The following is a 17,104-nucleotide window of genomic DNA, read 5'->3' on the forward strand; positions in this document are numbered from 1 at the left end:
ATCCGTTACATGGCCGACCACTTCCAGCTCCGCCTCGTCGACAGCCGCATGCTTGTCCCCACGGTGCGCCACCTCGTGTTCGAGCGTGCCGACGGTCAGCCGCTGGCGTTCGTGCCGGGCCAGTTCCTGCAGGTGCATTTCCACTACGACGACGGCATCGCGACCAAGCGCAGCTACTCGGTGGCCACCGTGGGCGATGGCAGTTCACCGGTGCAGCGCATCGAGATCGCGGTGAGCTATGTCGAGGGTGGCGCGGCGACCAAGTTGCTGGGTGAACTCGAAAGCGGCGGCGTCATCGACGCCAGCGGCCCGTATGGCCGCTTCTGCCTGCAGGACGCCGACACCCATCCGCGCTACCTGCTGCTCGCCACCGGCACCGGCGTCACGCCGTACCGCGCGATGTTGCCGCAGATCGAGAAACTGCTGGCGAAAGGCGATCGCGAAGTGGTGCTGCTGTACGGCGCCCGCACCGAAGCCGAACTGCTCTACGGTGAAGAGTTCGAGGCGTTCGCGCAGTCACACCCCGGCTTCATCTTCCATGGCTGCCTCAGCCGTCAGCCGCGCGCCACACCACGCAGCACCGACCGCAGCGGCCATGTGCAGAACGTGCTCGCCGAGCTAGGTCCCAGCGCCGAACGCGACATCGCCTATCTGTGCGGCAATCCGAACATGGTCGATGCCGCGTTTACCGTGCTGAAGGAGTTTGGTTTGCCGGTGCCGCAGATACGGCGCGAGAAATATATTTCGTCGCGCTGAAGTACACCTCATGGCTCACTTGTGACACGCGTACGGGAAACTCAGAACGTCACGGTTGCGATGAGAGCGTCGGAGTAGTTGCCCGCGCTGACGTCTTGGCCTGCCGTTATTCGCCCGTAGACTGGCACGGAGTATGCCTGTCCGCTTTGGCCCGTGTTGCCGGAGCATGGTGCAAGAAGCCCGGGGTAGCAGATTGCATAGGTGCCGGTGCCGGCGGTACCGTCGCCGAAGATTGTCCCGGTGGCTGTTGCGTTCAGATAGAGGTTGTAGCCAAGGCTTTTGGCGCCTTGCTTGAGGGTGCGCGTGGTGAAGGTGCCGCTGCTGCCTTGTGACAAGCTGATGCTGACACTGAATCCAAAAAGAATATCCACTCCAGTGTCCGAGCAGTTGACTGTCGCGCTGCCAGTTCCGGTGACATCCGCCGAGGAAGTCGGGTCGTAGTTGCTGAAGCTGAGGCCGAGTGCGCTGATGGTGCAGGTGCCGGCCCACAGGGGTGAGCTAAAGCTTCCTGCGCCAAACAAAAGCATGCAGCAAAGTAGTCGCGATCTCATGGTGTCGCTCCAGCGCTACCACTGCAGGCGATCTTGCCAAGATCGGTCAACGGGCGAACGTCGGTCGGCATGCTGAGATGGCAACTCATGTCGCCACTGCCCGTCTGGGCTCGCAGGGTGTAGGTGCCAGCTGGCAGGTCGGAGAAGTAGAAGCTGCCATCCAGGCCGATCAAGGTCTTCAAGGTGTTGCCTCTTGCGGTAAGCGTGGCAGTGCCATATTGCACGACCTTGTCATCAAGCATCAGCACGCCACGCGCTGCATGCAGGGCATGCACGCCGAAACGTACGACGGCTCCACCCAGGCGTGGCACGCTGATGACCTGATCCGTGGCGTCGATCTGGTCCTGCAGTGGCACGCTGTTCTGGTCGATGCCGACCTTGTTGGCCTGATACGGCAGCAGATTGTTGATCAGCAGATTGCCGTTGGCATCGGTGTGACCAACGGGTTGGTTTTCGTGAGTTACCTCGACATCCGATATCCCCGGCGTCTCGACCAATGCATAGCCGTTTTGCAGAGCCCGGCCGGCGTAGACATGGTCGTCTATCGCGACGAGGCTGCCGGAAACCAGCATGCTGGCATCGTTCTGGTTGCCAAAGCGCTGATCGGTCAACTGCACCAGCCCGTATTGCCCCTGGTAATCCAGCTGGCCAAGTCCGGTAGTACCGGTGTATCCGTTCTGTGCATTGAGGTTGTAACCCGAGCCGCTGTCGGAGGGCACCGAATGCTGTGCCGAGATGCCATAGCTGTTGCCATTGATGCCAGCGTGGGTGATGTTGAAACCAAGGCTGGTCCTGCCGAACGGAATCACCAGATTGAGCATCACCTGATTGTCGTTGGTGCCGGGATGATTGAGCGCCCGATTGAAGCTCAGTATCGCCATCATGCCGGCACTCAGGTTGAGCGTGCTGTTCAGACCGATATTGCGCTGTTGCGTACCATCGTCGTAGACCGTGTTCCCGGCACTGATCTGCAGGCTCAGCCGTGATAAGGGAGTCCAGCTCGCGTTGACATAGCTCACGCGGCGCGTCAGGAAGGACGTCGGCAACAGCTCGTCGCCGATTCGGCGGTAGGCACTGGAGTAGACCTGTATCCCCGATCCAAAACTGAAATAGCGATCGTTGAACTGATAGGTAAGCGAACTGCCATGACCACGGTTTCCGCCGGCATCGCTGGCGGCAACGCCGAGGCTGAGAAGGCCTATCGGCAAGCGCAAGCTTGCGGACGAACCTGCATTGACCAGGCTATTCTCGGCCTCGATTCGGTAGCCAGCTGTCACATCATTGGTGAAACCGTAGTTCGCGCGAGCCAGCAGCACGGGGTGACCGGCCTCGTAACCATTGGCCAGAGTAGAAGTCCGCTCGATGCCAATTTCGTAGGCGTAATCGCTGAGGCCCTTTGCCAGCGTCTGGGTGGAACTGAAGAAGTTCTGCTGCAGTACGGTGGTGCCGCCAAACGGATCCTGCACCACGACACGCACGTTATTGGTGCCGGCACCCAGTCCGAGACTGGCCAGATTGAAGGGACCCGCGGGAACCTGGCGTTGGGACACCAGGACACCGTTTTCGTAGACATCAATTGTGCCAGGCGCCTGCAACAGTCCGCTGATGGTCGGCTGGGGGTAGGTGATCAGATAGGGATCGAGATCGAAGGCGCGCACTACACCGAAGCCGCCCATCAACACCGTGCCACCCAGACCATCGGTGGAATAGGCGTACTGATCGCCGATGGTCCAGCGCTGATCATGATCGGTGTCGTCGTATTCGTAGCGGGTAAGGCCTCGCGAGAATCCCTCGGCTTCATTCCAGGAAGGGTTGTCGCGCAACAAACCTCGTCCGTAAGCAAAACCCGCATCGAGGTAAACGGAGGAGTCGCTGCGCTCTGTACCTGCATTGAACGCGTAGTTGACGTATGCGCTGGGCACAGCAGTTGGCATGAGCCTTTGGGAGCTCGGATTCAGGGCAACGTCATGATTTTCGAACGCACCGGCAGGCAAGGTCAGCGACAGTCGGCCAGCATCGGGATCCAGTTGCACCTTGCTGCCACGATCATAGACGCTCATGTCGATGAAGCGCCTGGAACCGATGGTTTGTTCCTGCGTGTTCTGCAAGGGCAGATGGGCACCCTTGAGTGCATCTTCGTCCACCAGGATGTGCTGATTGCGCACGATGACGAAGGCGGTCCCATAGCAGCTGCCATTGACGCACAGCTCCAGCAGCATTCGGTCGGGCTGCGCCATGATCGGACTGGACGCAAGCAATGCGAGGGCTATCAGGGTGAGCTTTTGCCCTCGCATGCCTCAGCGCCTGTGGTGATGGTATGAGTGGGCGATGCGTTTGCGATGCCTGACCAGGTTATCGACACGGACGCTACATGCGGACAAACGTTGGCTGGCAATTTCATGTGCAGGAACCAGACGCTGCCGGGCAATACATAATTGGCTACCTGGTCGTGCTGTTCCAGTACATGGCCTGCAGGATCGGTCACGGTCACCTTGACGCTCTGTGGATCCATCCGCTGGGTACCGTTGTTGCCGATGCCAACCGTCAGTTCGCCATGTTCGACGCTTGCCGAATTCAACACAGGGGCACGCATGACCTGCGCGGGCTCGACAAAGACCGGCAGGCTCACCTGGGTCAGTACCTTGATCTCCGGCTTCTGCGCTGATTTGTCTTCGGTAAGATTGGGCAGCTCGTCGATCAGCAGGCGATAGCTTATTTCGCTGGCACCTGCATCGAGCAGGCTGCCGACGCGCAGTTGTACGCTATGGCCTGGAGCCACCTCGAGCAGCTCGGGGGTAACGACCAGGTCGTCACTGGGAGTCAGCTGCCATTGACCATCGGCCGCCGTGCTCCAGTGCATGGGACGAACCTGCATGCGCAATGGTTGGTCGCCGCTATTGCTGAAGGTGAGAATGGCGGCACGGTGGCCAGCATCCAGCTCCACCCGGGTCGGGCTTACCGAAAAGGTGGCAGCACTCGCCACCGGCAACGACAGGGCAAACAGCAGCCCGATCAGCGCTCGAATACGGGCGGCGGCGCGGCGATGTGGCATGGCGAACTCTCCCAAGGGTGGATGGCTAGAGCCAATGGCGATGATGTCATGCCACCCTCGGGGACGGTTTCAGTACGTTACGGTGGCGATGACACTGTCGGTGTAGCCGGTACCTGCCACTACATCCGTGCCGGCCGGCAGCGAACCGTAGGTCGTGAAGGTCAGTGTGCCGGGAACGCCGCCGCTGGTCGAGGTCTGCGAAGCGGGCTCCTGCGCAGCCGTATTGCCCCATTCCGTGGTGCCGCCGCTGGTCGTATAGATGTGATACGGCAGCAGGTTGGTCGAAACGGGGTCTTTCATCTGACGGGCAGGGATAGCCGCGGTTGAGCCGCCTGCTGCGTTCAGACCTTGGCCGAGCGCTACCGTGACGACATCGCCCTTGGTGCAACGAGCGGTGACCGAGCCCTGCGCCGTGACGGCAGTGGCCGAAGTCGGATCGTAGTTGCCGAACGCAATGTTGGTGGAGTTGACGATGCAGTTGTTGATAACAGTCGCGGTGACGTTGAAGGTCGTGGGACTTGAAGCGGCGCCGGCCGTCATGGCGAAACCGCCAAAGGCGATCAGAGCAGTGGCCAGCAGGGTCTTCTTGAACAACATGGTGATTTCTCCGGTAGCGGGTAGGTTTAAGGCTTTGCATGGAACCTAACGCAAGTGGCGTGCCAAGTCCCATGCAGAGCGGTTTTGCCAATCCCTCGGCCGGTTGCAACGATATTGAGTAAGGCGCTCTGGGCACCGTGAAGACGAGCTATCTAAGCCTGTCCTTGACAAACTATGTCACACAGAAGTGCGAACTGCGTCACCATTTAACAGTTCCAACATGAGCCTACGCCCCGGCCGTGATGATTGTTGTCGCACGAAGTACGGGATGTTAGGCGCCAGACATGGCAACGGGTTCAATACGCCGCAGATATCGTGGTCGTCGGGTATTCGTCGCCCGAACTCGCCCGGTTAAGACGGTTTCATTTATGAGGGGATCGGTGTGAGTTCTGGTGGGCGCGGACATCACGCCCGTGCCTTGCCATGCTGCACATCGAGAAGTTGCTGGCGAAAGGTGGTCGCTAAGTGGTGTTGCTTCATGATGCGCTCTACCTGCGCAGAGCTGGTCAAAGCAGCCACGAGAAGAGCGTACTCGCTGAACGCGGCATCACCGCGTCGAACGCGACATCACTTATCTGTGCGGCAATCCGAACATGGTCGATGCGGCGTTTGCCGTGTTGAAGGAATTCGGTTTACCGGTGCCGCAGATCTGGCGAGAGAAATACATTTTGTCGCGGTAGCTTGCGATGGTCGAATCGGGCGCAGTGCGTCTGGTGAATTTCAGGTTGCTCCCTGCTTGCCGATGATCGCAGGGTGGCGCGAATGGCTTTCAGCGTGCCCACCTGTATCCAGTGCGGGCACGAAGCAAGCCAATGTTAGTCGTCGACCATTCTGAATCGCTTCGCCGGCACGGTTGGCAGCAATGTCGGAACCGGGGCAGCAAGCCGGGTCGTTCCGTCCGCTGCGCAGTAGTTCTGCTTCTAGTTAGTTATAGGTCAGCGTGTAGGTGGCCGTGGCACTGACCTGACCGACTGCTACTGTGCCGTTGGAGGTCTGATAGTACTGCGCGAAAAAGGGCAGGTTCATGGTGCCGTTCTGAGTGGCGCCCTCGGAGATTGCCGTGTCGAAGGTAACGGGGGTGATACCGTCCTGTTTGAGGATCTGTATGCCTACGCGCGTCGCGTAGCCTGTGCCGGTGGTGTTGCTGATCACGCCGAGCGTCTTGGCGCCGAAACCGCTGGTTGTGCTCAAGGTGATACTGAGATTCGCGCCGGAGATGCAGTTCAATTGCACCTGGAACGGTTGTTGGCCGGCAGTCTTGCCTGCGCCGGTAAAAACCGTGGCGCTTACTGCAGAGAGCGTCACCACGGTGGGATCGACAGCTGCCGTGCAAGTGGGAATGACAAACTTGATGTTGGATATCTTGAAAATTTCAACAGGATTGGTGCCGCTCGTCATGTCGACATTCCACTGCGCGAGCTGCCCAGCCGGGATGGTCATTTGCTGCGTAGTGCCTTGTTGACCTTGGGGGATGATGCCAGTCACCACCAGCTGCAAAGCAGAAGCTACGCTGAAGGCAACACTTCCTGTCGGTACGGACGCATTGTTCGGATAGGCTGACAAGGGAGAGGTTGTATCCGGATGCAGAATCCGGAAGGACAGCCACGTAAGATTGGTTGGAAAGAGGGTATCGTCGCTGCCAACGGGCGCCCCGTAGCTGCTGACTACGCCATTGTTGGTGGTGCCCGTGCAGGTGAGGGTGGGATAACTTGCAGGGGTGGCTTGTGTCGACGTCCACAGGATGGTGCCTATGGCAGTGCCGGTGCTTGAGAGTGTGATTTGGCCACCAGGTGGCGTGAACGTCACCGTGCCGGGGCTGTTGGTGTTGGTGCAATTGGCGTGGGCACGGCCAGACAGGGCTAGCGAAAGCATAGCCAGCAGAAGTACCGCCCACTGCCCATAACCGGTGCGATGCCGTGGATGCGTCTGCGCGGCAGCGGTTGCGGTTTGTTGCCCAACTGCACGGCAGGATGTGCGTTGCAGGGGCGACGTGCTGACGGTTGCACGGTCGGTCATGCTCCACCCTCCTTCTGCGGCTGTGCTGCGGCATTGTCCGCGACGCACGTGGTCTGGATCTGCTGATACGCTGTCACGACCTTGCCAGGCTTGGGCAGCGTATATGGGAATGCGCAAGCATGCGCCACGCCCTGCTCATCATTCCACTGGACGTTGAGCCTGCCGCTCGGGCCGACACCGCGCAGCAGCGTCAGGCCGGCCTGTCCGACCACGCCCAACGCTTCGTTCGTGGCATCGAACACCTGTGCCCCGAACGGCGCCGGTTTGCCATCCGACATGCGGATGCGTGCGATCAGCGCGCGGCCGGTCTTGCTCTTGAAGTCCGCCATCACTACCGCGCCGGCATATGGCACCACCTGTGCGCTGGTGGCGTCCATTTGTACGCCCAGCGGCAAGCCTTGCGGATCGATCTGGATGGTGTCGAGCTGATAGGGCGTGAGATAAGGCACCAGCGCATAGCCGGCGTGGTCCACGGTGATGCCCGGGGCGCTGAGGACGTGCGCTCCGGCAGCGCCGGGCGCGTACACGATGGCGATGGTGTCGCCGGTCGGTTGGCCGAAGGTGATGCCGCCTGCGTGCGCGACCACCGCGCCGCTGGCACCAAAGGATGCCTGCGAGTAGCCGCTGCCGCTGCCGATGCTGGCGTTGAGCGTGGCGTAGGGGCTGTTGTAGCCGGCATTTGCATTGTAGGCACTGCCGGTATCGTTGCTGCTGTGCGAGGCGGTGGCGCCGTAGTTGAACTGGTTCCACTGGCCCAGCGTGCCGTTGACGGTGGCCTGCTCCTGTGCGCCGCTGTTGGTGGCGTGGTTGAGGTTGAACGAGATGCTGGGCGCATGCGGGGTGTCGCCCAGCGGCAGGCTGGCGTTGAGGGAAACCTGGTTGTCGTAGCCGCCCAGTTCCGTGCGCCCGCGACTCACGGAGACGCTGTAAGTAAGACGCCCGAAATGGTTGTTGTAGCCCATCTGGAACTGCGTGTCGTTGCCGTTGCGGTTCCAGTAGTCGTTTACCGAGGCGTTGGCGTATAGCGAGCCGCCACTGCTCCCCAGCTGCTGGTTGAGCGTCAGGGTGAAGCGGTTGCGCTGCTGCAGCAGACCATGCGCGATGTAGAGATTGTTGACGTTGTAGACAGTGCCGTTCAGTGCCGCGAGCTGGGCTGGTGTGAGCAGACTCTGCACGGGTAGCCCGTCGATCATCTGCTGGTTGGTCGGCTGGTACTGCAGTGCATTCATGCCGTGGCTGGCGTAATCGCGTGCGGCTTCGGCGTCGCTCAGGCTCAGGAAGCCGCTGGTGGAATAGCGGTCGGCGGCCACACTCAGCGAGGTGTTGGTTTCCGGGATGATCTTGCTGTAGCTGACGCGGAAGCTCTGGCCGTCATAGGTGCCGTAGCCGGGAATGCTCGCGTGGGCATGGGTGATATCCAGCGCCAATGCACCGAAGGGGGTGTTGAGCGCACCGCCGACCAGTACAGCGGCGTAGCCGTCCGAGCCCTGTACGCCGGCGTAGCCGGTGAGTCGGTTGCTGAAGCCGTGCTGCACCGCGGCCTGGATCACGTCGGGCCGGTTCTGCAGGGTGGTGTTGCGCAGTTGGCCGGCAGCGATGTCGAAGCGGGTGACGCCGGGGCGCATCAGTTGCGCCACCGAAGCGTAGGGCACGGTGAAGCTATGCTGGCGGCCGTCGGCCTCCGTCACGTTCACGACCAGGTCGCCGCCGTAGCCGGTGGGGTAGAGGTCATCGAGCACGAACGGGCCGGGCGCGACGGTGGTCTGGTAGATCTGCGTGCCGTTCTGGGTCACCGTGACTTTGGCGTTGGTGTAGGCCACGCCACGTACCACCGGCGCGTAACCGCGCAGCGACTGCGGCAGCATGCGGTCGTCGGTGGCCAGTTGCACGCCGCGCAGGCCGTAGCTGTCGAACACGGCGCCGTCGGTGTAGCTGTCGCCCAGGCTCAGCACGGCGCCCAGACTGGGCAGCGCACGCTGCACGTAGGAATCGATGTTGTGCCAGTGACGCTGGCTCGGCTGATTGGTGCCTGATTGCAGCGTGCCGGTGCTGTCCTGCCGGAACTGCCAGAGGCCGATATTGAAGCCGGAACGCAAGCCCAGGTAGGTGCTGGTCTGGTTTTGCCCGCCGCTGGTGGTGCGGTAGCTGTCGAAATTGTAGTTGAGCAGGAACGCTGGTACGCCCGCGTCCCACGACGCCGGGTTGACCCAGCCGCGCGGCCGCTGGTTCATGTAGACCTGTGGCACGCTGCCGTCCATGCGCAGGTCGGACATGTCGAGGGACAGCGTGGCGCCAGGAATCAGGTCACCCAAGTTCACGCAATCGGACGGCGATGACAGTTTCGCAGCCGCCGCGGCATCGGCCTTGACGGGCACCAGACTCATGCGATCGAGCAGCGCGGTGCTGACGCAGGCCGCGGCGTTGGCGCCGGGAGATGGCGCGGCGAAGCGCACGTCCATGCGGCCCACCCAGTTCTTGTTGAGATAGACGTCGAGGTTGTAGACGCCAGGCAGCACGGGGTTGCCGTGCTCGAAACGCGAGAGGTCGGCGGTGTCGTGCCCGGCGCCGGGCAGCATGCTGCGGTCGAAATCGGCGAAGCCACCGCTGGCACTGGCATCAGCGGTCGCGCCCCCCTCAGCAGCAGCTGCGGCTGCTGCCGCCCAAGCCGGATGAGGGCAGCCCATGGCCACGGCAAGCGCCACGCCACAGGCCACCGCCAGCGCAGCGCGGCGCAGTGGCGAGTGACCGGAGGATGCGCGCCGTGATTCCATTACGGTGTCACGGTGCCTTTGTGGCTATCTGCCGCACCGTAGTCATTGACGGTAACGAAGACTACCGGCGTACCAGCGGAGGGCGCTTGCGCGAGGCCTTTCAGGGACAGGCGCAGGTCGCCAAAGGGCGCGACCATGCCGTTGGTTTCAGGGCTCGGTTTGCTGTCGGTGCCGAACGACAGGTTGCTGATCGTGACGTAATACGGCGTGGGGTTGTGCACTTCCACCGCCGCGCCTTGGCCGGCAGTAGCCTTGAAAGTCAGTTTGTCGGGCGCCTTAAGCGCATCGTCTGGCAGGTCGGCCGGGCGGTAGAACAGTTTCAGCCGCGAGCGTATCGCGAACTGCAGATAGTTGCGGCCTGCGTATTGAGGGCCGGTGGGCTTGGGCGGGATTTCCAGCACGTTCAGCCAGAACAGCGACTCGCGGTCGCTCGGCAGCGGCTGGGAACCCTGCGTATAAAGGATCCGCAGGTTCTGGTCCTTGTCCTGCTCCATGCGGAACAGTGGCGGTGTGATCAGGAATGGCGTACTGACGCTGTCCGGCGTCGAGTTGGGGTTCCCGGTGTCGATCCACGCCTCGACCAGCGCAGGATGATCGCTCTTGTTGGACAGGCGCACGGTGACCTCGCCCTGCTGGGCGGGAAACACCACACGGGTGCCGCCGATGACGACGCTGGCGCGGGCTGGCGGTATCGCCAGACACAAAGCGAGCACCGCCGCGCCAAGTGCGCGGATCAGGATGTTCATGGGCACCTCTTACGCTGGAGTCGGGTTGCAGCAAGCTGCCGCATTCGCAGGAATGCGGCAGCCGGAGAGCGTTCGCCTTAGTTGTAGGTCAGCGTATAGCTCACTACTGCGGTCACCGTGCCAGCGGTGACGGCCGTAGCCGTTGGCTGGTAATACTGGGCTTCATAGCTCAGTGTCGCCGTGCCAGCGGGGATGATGGTTGCGGTGACCGGACCAAAAGCCGGTTGGCTATTCAGGTTGAGGGCGGTACCCGTCGAGTTGGTCAACTGGACTTCCGCGTTGGAAAAGCTCGCGCCGGTCGTGTTCTGAATGGCACCGGTTGTCCCGTCGATGGCACCGGAGAACGTTGCGCCTACCACGACACCCGCGGGCGTCGTCGGGCAGCCGGTCAGGTTCAGCGCAAATGGTGTCAGGCCTGCAACGGAGCCTGCCGCGGTGAAGGCCGTGGTCTGCACATCGGGCAACGTGACCGCCACATTGTTGCTGGACACGGTTCCGCCAGTTACGGTGCCTACGGAGCAGGTCGACGACAAGACCTTGCCGTTGAAGGTGATGGTGCCGGTAGCTGCACTGGCAGCCTGCGGAGCGAATGCTGCGATGCCGAAACCGGCGATCAATGCAGCGGAGAGGAGAGTCTTGTTCATGCGTATTTCCTTTCAGGATGTTGGGTAACTAACTGGTTCGACGCGCTGGTGGACAAATGTGGTCGCACTACTGCACCACCCCGACTGCAGCCTTGCGCGTGGCTGGTCGTCGGAGAAAAAGCAAGCTGTATGCCAACCTGTGGTTGTTTGCGAAATACCGGCTGCCCCCTGCTACCGGTAGGGATGAGCATGAAGCTCAGCGGGCGTTTGATCTGCGTCGTAGGTCATCCCTGACAAATTATGGCAGCTAAATGTGCGAACCACGTCACTTAATCTGAACGATGGCTTCACGTAACTAACACGCAAAAGATCACGAACCGGGCAGAAAGGACGCACATGTAAAGCGTACTTGACATTCGCGGAGCCGCTCCGTACGCTGCGCTTGTCAAGGTTGCTTGACACACGCCGCCGGAGTTTTCCTTGAGCAAGCCCCGTTCGATCCACCAGCGCTATCAGCGCGAGTTCTGGCCCGCCATGGCGGCCTATATCGCGATCATGTTTCTGCTGTGGCCGCTGCTGCCGAAGGTGCACAACGATCTGTTGAAGATTGCGCTGGCACTGCTGCCGGTGCTGCCGGTGCTGTTCGTGGTGCGTGCGATGGTGCGGCTGGTGCTGGGTAGCGACGAACTGGAGCAGCGCACGCACCTGATCGGTCTGGCGATATCCACCACGGTGGTCAGCATGCTTAGCCTGGTCGGCGGTTTTCTCGCTGCGGCCGGCATCGTCCCGTTGGATGGTTCGGTTCTGCTTTTTGTGTGGCCGGTTCTGGTGGTGGTGTATGCCGCCGGGCGTGTCTGGGCCAGCCGTCGCTTCGGCGGCGACGGCGATGTGATGTGCAACAGCGGCATCGCCTGGCATTGGCGCCTGTTGTTGGTGGCACTGGTGCTGGTCGCCATTGCATGGTTCGGGCGCAAGCAACTGCCCGACTACCAACTCGGCATGCTGTGCGGCATGAGTGCAGTGTTTGCGGCGTGGCAGCTAATGCTGTTGATCGTGGGCTGGCGCCGGCGCCGGCTCGGTGATCACGAGGCATCGTGATGGAGCATCCGTGCAGGCCCCCGGTACGCGTCCATGAATAATCACGTGCGCGAATTACGTGGCGGGCAAGCCTGGTCACAGGCCGACCTGGCCGAACGACTCGACGTGTCGCGGCAGACGGTCAACGCGATCGAGACCGGCAAGTACGATCCCAGCCTGCCGCTGGCATTCAAGATCGCGAATCTGTTTGGCCGTCCAATCGAATCAATTTTTGTACCCGGTGAGGAGTAGGGCATGGCATTGAAGGGACGTACGGTGATGCGCATCGGCGTGATGGTCGTGGTACTGGGCGTGCTGGCATGGAAGCAGTTCCAGCATCCGCAGCAGACTGAAGCGCCGCTTGCATCGGATACACAGAAAGCGACGATTGCGGCCAGCACGGTGCCTCCAGCCAAGCCACAGACGTGGACGCTCGGCACGGTGACGCTGACTGCATGCCAGCTGGGACAGCCGAACAGCGGGCTCAGTACGGCGGCGTGGTGCAGCGACTTCCCGGTGCCGGAGAATCGCGACGATCCGCACAGCCGCACGATCAAGCTGAAGCTGGCGCTGCTGCGTTCCAGCGCACAGGTGGCGAGCAAGGACATGCTGGTGTTTCTTGCCGGCGGTCCGGGACAGGCGGCAACCGATTCGGCCGGTGCGATTGCCATGATGCTGGACCCGCTGCGTGCGCACCGCGACGTGCTGCTGCTCGACCAGCGCGGCACCGGCGGCTCCAATGCGCTGAGCTGCAAGGAGTCCGATGACGCGGTGGCGCCGGGGGACGACGACAGTTTCGATGCCGACAAGATGCGCGCCGCCGCCGCCGATTGCCTGAAGCAACTGGCCAGCCATGCCGATCCGCGCTACTACACCACCACGGTCGCCGCGCAGGATCTGGAGGATGTGCGCAAGGCGCTCGGCGCTCCGCAGTTCGACCTGATCGGCGTGTCCTACGGCACGCGTATGGCGCAGCAGTACCTGATGCGCTATCCGGATGCAGTGCGCAGCGTGGTGCTGGACAGCGTGGTACCGAATTCGCTGGCACTGGGCGAGGACTTTGCGCGCAACCTGGATGATGCCCTGAAGGCGCAGTTCGCCCGCTGCACCGCCGAGCCGGCATGCAGGAAGCAATTCGGTGATCCGGACCAGACGCTGTATCAGCTGCGCGATGCCTTGCGTGCGAATCCGCACGAGGTCAGCTTCCGCGATCCGCAGAACTACCAGACGGTCAAGCGGGTGCTGAACGAGTACTCGCTGGCCAGCGTGGTGCGCATGTTTGCGTATACGCCGGCTACGGCGGCGCTGTTGCCGTTGTCAATCGACGCGGCCGCGCATGGCGATGTCGGCCCGTTGCTCGGTCAGGCAAAGATCCTTTCGGGTGAGCTGTCCGAGCTGATGGGCAGCGGCATGCAGTACTCGGTGATCTGCAGCGAGGACGCCGACCTGCTCACGCCGCGACCGCAGGATGCCAACACCATGCTGGGCACGCATATGGTCGATGCGCTGAAGGCGGTCTGCTCGGTATGGCCGAAGGGCACGCGCCCGGCGGATTTCCACCAGCCGCTGAAGACCGACAAGCCGGTGCTGCTGCTGGCCGGCCAGTACGACCCGGTGACACCACCGCGCTACGCCGACGAGGTGGCGAAGGGGCTGCCGAATGCGCGTGTGCTGATGCTCAAGGGCCAGGCGCATAGCGTGATGTCGACAGGCTGCATGCCGGAGCTGGTCCAGCATTTCGTCGAGAAGCTCGATCCGAAGACGCTGGATGCCAGTTGCCTGGATCGGCTGCAGCCCACGCCGATCTTCATAGATTTCAACGGAGCCACTCCATGAAATATCGCCACGCGAATAATTCGTACGTTTTGGCCAACGCCATGCTGTGGGCTGCAGCCATCATCGCCGCCGCGGTGCTCGGCGCGCCGAAATTCCTTTTCCTGATACTGCTTCCGTTGCTGGCCACGTTGTCCGTGGTGACCTTCGGCCGGCGCGCTGCTTCAAACGGAGTGACTTGTCGTGATTGAAGTCAGAAACCTGCATAAAGCATTCGGCCCGGTGAAAGCCGTCGACGGCGTCAGCTTCGTCGCCCGCGATGGCGAGATCACCGGCCTGCTTGGCCCCAACGGCGCCGGCAAGACCACCACGTTGCGTATGCTCTACACGTTGATGACGCCGGACAGTGGCCAAGTGCTGGTCGATGGCATCGACGCGGCGACGAACCCGCTGGCGGTACGACGCGAACTCGGCGTGCTCCCGGATGCGCGCGGGCTCTACAAGCGGCTGACCGCGCGCGAGAACATCGAATACTTCGGACGCCTGCACGGACTGCCGGAAGATTTGCTGGCCAGCCGTCGCGATGCGCTGATCAAGGCGCTTGAAATGGACGACATCGCCGAGCGCCGCACCGAAGGTTTCTCGCAGGGCCAGCGGGTGAAGACCGCGATCGCACGCGCGCTGGTGCATGACCCGCGCAATGTGATCCTCGACGAGCCGACCAACGGCCTCGACGTGATGGCCACGCGCGCGTTGCGCCAGTTCATGGCGAAGCTGAAAGCCGAGGGACGTTGCGTGCTGTTTTCCAGCCACATCATGCAGGAGGTCGCTGCGCTGTGTGACCGCATCGTGGTGATCGCGCATGGTCGCGTAGTGGCCGACGAATCGCCCGATGCCCTCAGGGCACAGACCGGCGAGAGCAATCTGGAGGATGCGTTCGTGAAGATCATTGGCAGCGACGAGGGTCTGGCCGCATGAATACTGTTCCCACGAAGCTGCCACGCAGCCGCGCCTTCATGACGGTATTCCTGAAGGAGGTAAAGGAAAATCTGCGTGACCGCCGCACCCTGATCAGCGCCTTCCTCACCGGCCCGCTGCTGGGGCCGCTGATTTTCGTGATGCTGCTCAACGTCACCCTCAACCGTGAACTGGACAAGGCGGAGAAGCCGCTGCCGGTGCCGGTGATCGGCGCCGAGTACGCGCCCAACCTGCTTGATGCGCTGAAGGTCGGTGGCGTGGTGCCGGGAGCGCCCGTCGCTGATCCTGCGCAGGCTGTGCGCAAGCAGGATGCCGATGTAGTGCTGCGCATCGCACCGGACTACGGCAAGGCCTGGCGCAAGGGCGAGCCGGTGCAGGTGGAGTTGTTCTACGACTCGTCGCAACGCGAGGCGAATACCTCGGTCGAACGTGTGAGCAAGCTGGTCGAAAGCTATGGACGCCAGCAGGGTGCGCTGCGGCTCGTCGCACGCGGGATGTCGCCGAGTACGGCGTGGCCACTGCAGGTTGCCCGACGCGACCAGGCCACGCCGCAGTCGAGGGCGGTGCTGATGTTCGCGATGCTGCCGTACTTCTTCGTGATTACCGTCTTCATGGGCGGCATGTACCTGGCGATCGACCTCACTGCCGGCGAGCGCGAGCGCCAATCGCTGGAGCCGCTGTTCGCCAATCCGGTGGCGCGCTGGAAGATCCTGTGTGGCAAGCTGGCGGCGATCTGTGCATTCTCCAGCGCCAGCCTGCTGATCACCCTGCTGGCGTTCGCCGTGGTGGGGCAGTTCATCCCTGCCGAGAAGATCGGCATGGAGCTGGACCTGGGCGTGCACTTCGCGGCCAACGTGCTGTTGCTGATGCTGCCCCTGGTGCTGTTGCTGTCTGCGCTGCAGTCGATGGTGGCGGCGTTCGCGAAGAGCTATCGCGAAGCGCAGACCTACATCTCGCTGCTGATGCTGGTGCCGCTGATTCCTAGCGCACTGCTGTCGTTCATGCCGATCAAGGCGCAGGCATGGATGTACGCGATCCCGCTGCTCGGCCAGAACCTCGGCATCATGCAGCTGTTGCGCGGCGACGGTGTCAGCGCAGAGCAGATCGGGTTGTGCCTGGCCGGCAGCCTGGCGGCGGCGCTGATTGCGCTGTTGGCCACCGTCCAGCTATATCGCTCGGAGCGGTTGGCGATTTCAGCTTGAGGTTTTGTTCCCTCCCCTGCATGCAGGGGAGGGAGTGCATCAGAGGCTTTACCCCTGCGGTGGCGCGGTCAGTTCCTGCGCGTTGAGGTAGCCGTGGTGGTGGCGGTCGAGCTTGTGGAACTGGTGGCGCAGGTTGTCCTGGTATTCCTTCAGCGTGATCGGCATGCCGCGGCCACCTGGTAGCTCATTGGTTTCCAGCACGCCATCGTGGTTGGTGTCCATGCGCTCGAAACCCTGGCTCATATAGGCCACGTATTCGGCCTCGCTCACCTTGCCGTCGCCATTCGTGTCGAACTGCTTGAGGTAGTCCGCGCGCGAATCTTGCGCGAATGCGGCCAGCGGCATGAGCAGTGCCATGGCGATGACCAGGCGGCGCATCAGCGGCTGCCGCCGTGGATGCCGATGAACTGCAGGAACTCCGCGCGCGTGCGCGCGTCATCGCGGAACGTGCCGAGCATCTGGCTGGTCACCATCGACACGCCGCGCTTGTGCACGCCGCGGGTGGTCATGCATTGATGGCTGGCATCGATCACCACCGCCACGCCGGCGGGCTGCAGGGTTTCCTGGATGCACTGGGCGATCTGCGCGGTGAGCTTTTCCTGCACCTGGAAGCGGCGTGCGAAACCCTCGACCACGCGGGCCAGCTTGCTGATGCCGACGACGCGATTGGTCGGCAGATAGCCCACATGGGCGCGGCCGATGATCGGCGCCATGTGATGCTCGCAATGGCTCTCGAACTCGATATCGCGCAGCACCACCATTTCGTCGTAGCCGTTCACTTCCTTGAAGGTGCGGCGCAGGTAGTCGCCCGGATCGCTTTCGTAGCCGGAGAACCAGTCGCGGTACGCCTTGACCACGCGCTTGGGCGTATCGAGCAGGCCTTCGCGGGCCGGGTCCTCGCCGGCCCAGCGCAGCAGGATGCGCACCGCCTCTTCGGCTTGTTCGCGGGTGACGTCGTGCTGGTCGCTCATGGAGATTCCTTTGGTTCAGCGGATTTCCTC

At 62.3% G+C, this 17,104-nt stretch carries 17 protein-coding genes and 1 pseudogene; 8 read left to right on the top strand and 10 right to left on the bottom strand.

What is annotated here, in order from left to right; translation table 11 throughout:
* The first annotated feature begins 9 nt into the window (after positions 1–9).
* Positions 10–756: an FAD-binding oxidoreductase gene (locus tag B0E51_RS10755; RefSeq protein WP_077444896.1), complete on the top strand. Its 747-nt coding sequence runs from the start codon at positions 10–12 to the stop codon at positions 754–756.
* 41 nt (positions 757–797) lie between these two features.
* Here the strand turns inward: B0E51_RS10755 and B0E51_RS10760 are convergent, their stop codons facing one another.
* The 4 genes from B0E51_RS10760 to B0E51_RS10775 form a co-directional block, all read right to left on the bottom strand.
* On the bottom strand, positions 798–1,307 hold the full coding sequence (locus tag B0E51_RS10760) for a spore coat protein U domain-containing protein (RefSeq protein WP_077444897.1): 510 nt from the start codon (positions 1,305–1,307) through the stop codon (positions 798–800).
* A complete protein-coding gene (locus B0E51_RS10765; RefSeq protein ID WP_077444898.1) occupies positions 1,304–3,601 on the bottom strand; it encodes a fimbria/pilus outer membrane usher protein in 2,298 nt (765 codons plus the stop codon). The genes B0E51_RS10760 and B0E51_RS10765 overlap by 4 nt, the downstream gene beginning before the upstream one ends.
* Entirely contained in the window at positions 3,577–4,359 is a 783-nt protein-coding gene (locus B0E51_RS10770) for a fimbria/pilus periplasmic chaperone (RefSeq protein ID WP_077444899.1), read from the bottom strand. Before B0E51_RS10770 ends, B0E51_RS10765 begins: the two co-directional genes overlap by 25 nt.
* A gap of 69 nt (positions 4,360–4,428) precedes the next feature.
* Complete coding sequence (locus tag B0E51_RS10775; RefSeq protein ID WP_077444900.1) at positions 4,429–4,956, bottom strand: spore coat U domain-containing protein; 528 nt, start codon at positions 4,954–4,956, stop codon at positions 4,429–4,431.
* Positions 4,957–5,513: 557 nt separating this feature from the next.
* On the opposite strand from B0E51_RS10775, the pseudogene B0E51_RS19755 reads away from it, so the two are divergent.
* A pseudogene (locus B0E51_RS19755) lies at positions 5,514–5,636 on the top strand (ferredoxin--NADP reductase); the annotation flags it as partial.
* 244 nt (positions 5,637–5,880) lie between these two features.
* Here B0E51_RS19755 and B0E51_RS10780 read toward each other — a convergent pair.
* From B0E51_RS10780 to B0E51_RS10795, 4 genes are all read right to left on the bottom strand, one after another.
* Complete coding sequence (locus B0E51_RS10780) at positions 5,881–6,972, bottom strand: fimbrial protein (RefSeq protein ID WP_077444901.1); 1,092 nt, start codon at positions 6,970–6,972, stop codon at positions 5,881–5,883.
* Positions 6,969–9,743 carry a fimbria/pilus outer membrane usher protein gene (locus B0E51_RS10785; protein WP_077444902.1) on the bottom strand — a complete coding sequence of 925 codons (2,775 nt, stop codon included), beginning with the start codon at positions 9,741–9,743 and terminating at the stop codon, positions 6,969–6,971. The genes B0E51_RS10780 and B0E51_RS10785 overlap by 4 nt, the downstream gene beginning before the upstream one ends.
* Positions 9,743–10,489 (bottom strand): fimbria/pilus periplasmic chaperone, encoded by a 747-nt coding sequence (locus B0E51_RS10790; protein WP_077444903.1) that lies wholly within the window; start codon positions 10,487–10,489, stop codon positions 9,743–9,745. Before B0E51_RS10790 ends, B0E51_RS10785 begins: the two co-directional genes overlap by 1 nt.
* Before the next feature lie 77 nt (positions 10,490–10,566).
* Positions 10,567–11,133 (bottom strand): fimbrial protein, encoded by a 567-nt coding sequence (locus B0E51_RS10795; RefSeq protein WP_077444904.1) that lies wholly within the window; start codon positions 11,131–11,133, stop codon positions 10,567–10,569.
* Positions 11,134–11,553: 420 nt separating this feature from the next.
* Between B0E51_RS10795 and B0E51_RS10800 the strand changes: the two genes are divergently transcribed.
* From B0E51_RS10800 to B0E51_RS10825, 6 genes are read left to right on the top strand one after another with little or no spacing between them, the layout of a single operon-like run.
* On the top strand, positions 11,554–12,171 hold the full coding sequence (locus B0E51_RS10800) for a hypothetical protein (RefSeq protein WP_077444905.1): 618 nt from the start codon (positions 11,554–11,556) through the stop codon (positions 12,169–12,171).
* A 33-nt stretch (positions 12,172–12,204) separates the two neighbouring features.
* Positions 12,205–12,402 (top strand): helix-turn-helix transcriptional regulator, encoded by a 198-nt coding sequence (locus tag B0E51_RS10805; protein WP_174570641.1) that lies wholly within the window; start codon positions 12,205–12,207, stop codon positions 12,400–12,402.
* 3 nt (positions 12,403–12,405) lie between these two features.
* Positions 12,406–13,986 (top strand): alpha/beta hydrolase, encoded by a 1,581-nt coding sequence (locus tag B0E51_RS10810; protein ID WP_077444906.1) that lies wholly within the window; start codon positions 12,406–12,408, stop codon positions 13,984–13,986.
* Complete coding sequence (locus B0E51_RS10815; protein WP_077444907.1) at positions 13,983–14,174, top strand: hypothetical protein; 192 nt, start codon at positions 13,983–13,985, stop codon at positions 14,172–14,174. The genes B0E51_RS10810 and B0E51_RS10815 overlap by 4 nt, the downstream gene beginning before the upstream one ends.
* On the top strand, positions 14,167–14,901 hold the full coding sequence (locus B0E51_RS10820) for an ATP-binding cassette domain-containing protein (protein ID WP_077444908.1): 735 nt from the start codon (positions 14,167–14,169) through the stop codon (positions 14,899–14,901). The genes B0E51_RS10815 and B0E51_RS10820 overlap by 8 nt, the downstream gene beginning before the upstream one ends.
* Complete coding sequence (locus tag B0E51_RS10825) at positions 14,898–16,103, top strand: ABC transporter permease (RefSeq protein ID WP_077444909.1); 1,206 nt, start codon at positions 14,898–14,900, stop codon at positions 16,101–16,103. The genes B0E51_RS10820 and B0E51_RS10825 overlap by 4 nt, the downstream gene beginning before the upstream one ends.
* 48 nt (positions 16,104–16,151) lie before the next feature.
* On the opposite strand, the gene B0E51_RS10830 is transcribed toward B0E51_RS10825, so the two are convergent.
* Together B0E51_RS10830 and folE are read right to left on the bottom strand one after the other, a co-directional pair.
* Positions 16,152–16,481 (bottom strand): EF-hand domain-containing protein, encoded by a 330-nt coding sequence (locus tag B0E51_RS10830; RefSeq protein WP_077444910.1) that lies wholly within the window; start codon positions 16,479–16,481, stop codon positions 16,152–16,154.
* A complete protein-coding gene (gene folE, locus B0E51_RS10835; RefSeq protein ID WP_077444911.1) occupies positions 16,481–17,074 on the bottom strand; it encodes a GTP cyclohydrolase I FolE in 594 nt (197 codons plus the stop codon). The genes B0E51_RS10830 and folE overlap by 1 nt, the downstream gene beginning before the upstream one ends.
* Between the last annotated feature and the right edge of the window lie 30 nt (positions 17,075–17,104).

The organism is Rhodanobacter sp. C05, assembly GCF_002001165.1.
GTDB lineage: Bacteria > Pseudomonadota > Gammaproteobacteria > Xanthomonadales > Rhodanobacteraceae > Rhodanobacter.